This window comes from Methylobacterium sp. J-030 (genome assembly GCF_022829545.1).
GTDB lineage: Bacteria > Pseudomonadota > Alphaproteobacteria > Rhizobiales > Beijerinckiaceae > Methylobacterium.
Genome location: NZ_JAKSYM010000263.1, coordinates 1 through 2,605, shown reverse-complemented (window position 1 = coordinate 2,605; position 2,605 = coordinate 1). Strand labels below are relative to the sequence as shown.

3 protein-coding genes are annotated in these 2,605 nt (G+C 62.0%); 2 read left to right on the top strand and 1 reads right to left on the bottom strand.

All coding sequences use genetic code 11. The features are described 5' to 3' along the window. Positions 1-625 precede the first annotated feature (625 nt). Positions 626-853 carry a hypothetical protein gene (locus MKK75_RS19305; RefSeq protein WP_244044145.1) on the top strand — a complete coding sequence of 76 codons (228 nt, stop codon included), beginning with the start codon at positions 626-628 and terminating at the stop codon, positions 851-853. A gap of 63 nt (positions 854-916) precedes the next feature. On the opposite strand, the gene MKK75_RS19300 is transcribed toward MKK75_RS19305, so the two are convergent. Beyond that, complete coding sequence (locus tag MKK75_RS19300; RefSeq protein ID WP_244044144.1) at positions 917-1,501, bottom strand: DUF1003 domain-containing protein; 585 nt, start codon at positions 1,499-1,501, stop codon at positions 917-919. 45 nt (positions 1,502-1,546) lie between these two features. Between MKK75_RS19300 and MKK75_RS19295 the strand changes: the two genes are divergently transcribed. Further along, entirely contained in the window at positions 1,547-1,951 is a 405-nt protein-coding gene (locus MKK75_RS19295; protein ID WP_244044143.1) for a hypothetical protein, read from the top strand. Positions 1,952-2,605 lie beyond the last annotated feature (654 nt).

Here is a 2,605-nt window from a genome sequence, read left to right as displayed (position 1 = left end):
GCCGAAGCCATGATCGGGCAGGATATGGATGCTGCGCAAAATCGCGCGGTCGCTTGAGCTGCATACACCGCGGCTCAAAGTGTTCTGTTCGATCAGGCATAGGGGCCGCCGAACAGGTCCCCGAGCGCCTTCCGCCGGAACGGGTTGAACCACCGCCTGCGCTGCTGCTCGGCAGTTCTAGAGACGCGTGCTCCCAGCCGACCACCACGATCGGGCCATGCAAGATCGCGTATGGCTCGGACCGTGCCGCCCGCATCCGCATGGGCAACGTGCCTCAGTCCAGAGCCTGCGGGTGCCGCTTCACCTCGCCCGTGAACCGCGCCGGCATCAGCGGGCAGCCATCGTGAGCCCGGCGGTGCTGCAGCCAGAGGCCGCCCCGCGCCGTGCTGTTCACGTGGAGCGACACACGGCCGTGACAAACCGGGCAGCGCTTGATCGCTGACGGATAACGAGCATGTGCGACGGTGAGACTGATCGGGCGCCACGCGCCATTGCTCCGTACTTCGCATTTGGTTTCTTCAGATGTCGTCATTGCGACCAAGCTGCCTCAGGCGCTTGAACGATATCAACCTCGACGACGTTCAGATCCGGACTGATCGAACCGATCCGTCTGGAGGAAAGCGCCATGATGAAGACACTCGCCCTCGCTGCTGCATTGACGTTCGCAATCACGGGAACAGCCCTCGCTCAGATGCCTGCCGGCAGCGGCGGCGGGAGCGCTCAGAGCAACATGAACAACCCCGGCAGCGTGAAGAGCCCATCGGAGAAACGGATGGGTGGCCAGCGTGGCATGATGAGCATGCGGCACATGAAGCGCCATCGGCGTCACCACATGCGTCGTTCGCGCATGTAGTCGTCGCGGCTAGAGTTCCGCAGCCATAAATCTACGAGCTGTTTCACTAGAGCGATTGTGGGATCACGTCGGCGTAATCTGCACCTCGGTTGAGAGCAGGTCGCCATGCGTGTCCTTGATGGCGTCTAGCACAGCCTGGGGGTTCGCTGGCCGCGCCATCGCCTCCGCTTCATCGTCGACTCGATCGGTGAGGTGGGGATGGTCACGCCTCATCTCCTCCAGCAGAGCGATGATCTTGGCGCTCTTCTGTTCGGAAACGATCGCGAGTTCCAGGGTAAGCTGGGCGCGGTGTTCAGCCAGCTGCTCATCGTGCCGCTGCGTGATCAGGATCAGGCTGGTGACGTACAGGCTCAGGACGCCGCCAACGTCCTGCATGTACGCGAAGGGTGGCGGATCGAGACTGGCGTGACCGAGGGCTGGGAGAATGAGGTTCAGGCCGACCCAGGCGAGGATCGCCAGAGTGAGTACGCCGACGAAGCGTGGGCGTCCGACGGCGCTGGTCATGCGGGCGACGGTGCGCTGAACCGCCGTGGCTTTGCGATGATGATCGTGATGCAGATCCGCGATAGCGCGGACTGTGTCCTCGATGTGCGCAGGCAGGATGGGCGTAGCCCCTTTATTCTCACGGTCGAGAATTAAATTGGGCATCGGCGGTGCGATCTCGTTTTTGAAACAGCTCGGTGAAGCTGGAACATGCCGACGGCGCGACAGGTTGCTCTTGAATATTTCTACGACAGCCGAGACAAGACGATGGTCCGCTCTCCCCTTGCACTGAGCGCGGCCTTTGCCGCGTTCGCAACTCTGGCGCTCACCGCATCCGTGCAGGCCCAGACTAAGCCCGGCGAGATCAAGGGCTTCGATGCGATGGGCGACAAGGACCGAAGCGCCCAGGATGGCTGGAGCCAAGCGCCGGTCCCGCGGGAGGAGTCCGCAGCCAAAGATGCCCCCAACCCTGGCGGGAAGTCGGTCGCGCAGAACAAGGATCGGCCCGTGCCAGCCGCCCCGACCACCTACAAGCCAGGCGAAGATCCGCAGGCGCCAGTTGAGCAACAGGCAGCGGCCCCCTCGGGCAATAACCCAACAGCACCATCGAAGTAGGTCAACTATTCTGTCCAATCAGATAGCTTGACGTCGACGTGCAAAAATTATGAAGGGCCGTTCTCCAATCAGAAGAACGGCCTTTAGTTTTGGTGGCGTCGATTACATCACGTATTTGGCGATTGTCGATAACGCCTACTTCCCGCCACCGCTGCCCGTCGACCCTATCCGCGAAGGCTGCCCCTCATTGCCGGAAGCAGCCGAGTCGTTCGAGATGCTATCGGCAGCACGACCCGTCGGCGAATAGGAGCTGGCGCCTTCCTCCCCAGTCGAGCCAGGCTGGCGCGTAACGACACCGGGCGCGCCGGGTGGGACGATCACGGTCGTGGTGGTCGGGGTCTCGAAGACCTGTGCAGAGACAGGGGTAGCAAGCGCCGCAGCAAAAGCCGCGGCGAGAATGAGCTTGGTCATAACGTTCTTTCATCTGTGGGCGTGGGGAACAGTCGATCGTGCACAATAGGTCCCGACGCCGATGTCACAGGGGTGTGAAGGCTTGACCGACGCACGCTCCTCTCAGGCCGATCGATTGTAAGTCGGTCCAAGCTACGCGTTGGGCGCTGGCGAAACTGATATGCGGAACGCCCACAGGCGGGATCAGAACGGGTCTTCCACAGCATCGGCAAGGGCTGAGGTAACGCCGTTCTCGATTAGCTG

Coding starts and splice junctions, on each gene's coding strand:
- MKK75_RS19295 (WP_244044143.1), top strand. CDS start 1,547: ATGCCGACGGCGCGACAGGTTGCTCTTGAATATTTCTACGACAGCCGA.
- MKK75_RS19305 (WP_244044145.1), top strand. CDS start 626: ATGATGAAGACACTCGCCCTCGCTGCTGCATTGACGTTCGCAATCACG.
- MKK75_RS19300 (WP_244044144.1), bottom strand. CDS start 1,501: ATGCCCAATTTAATTCTCGACCGTGAGAATAAAGGGGCTACGCCCATC.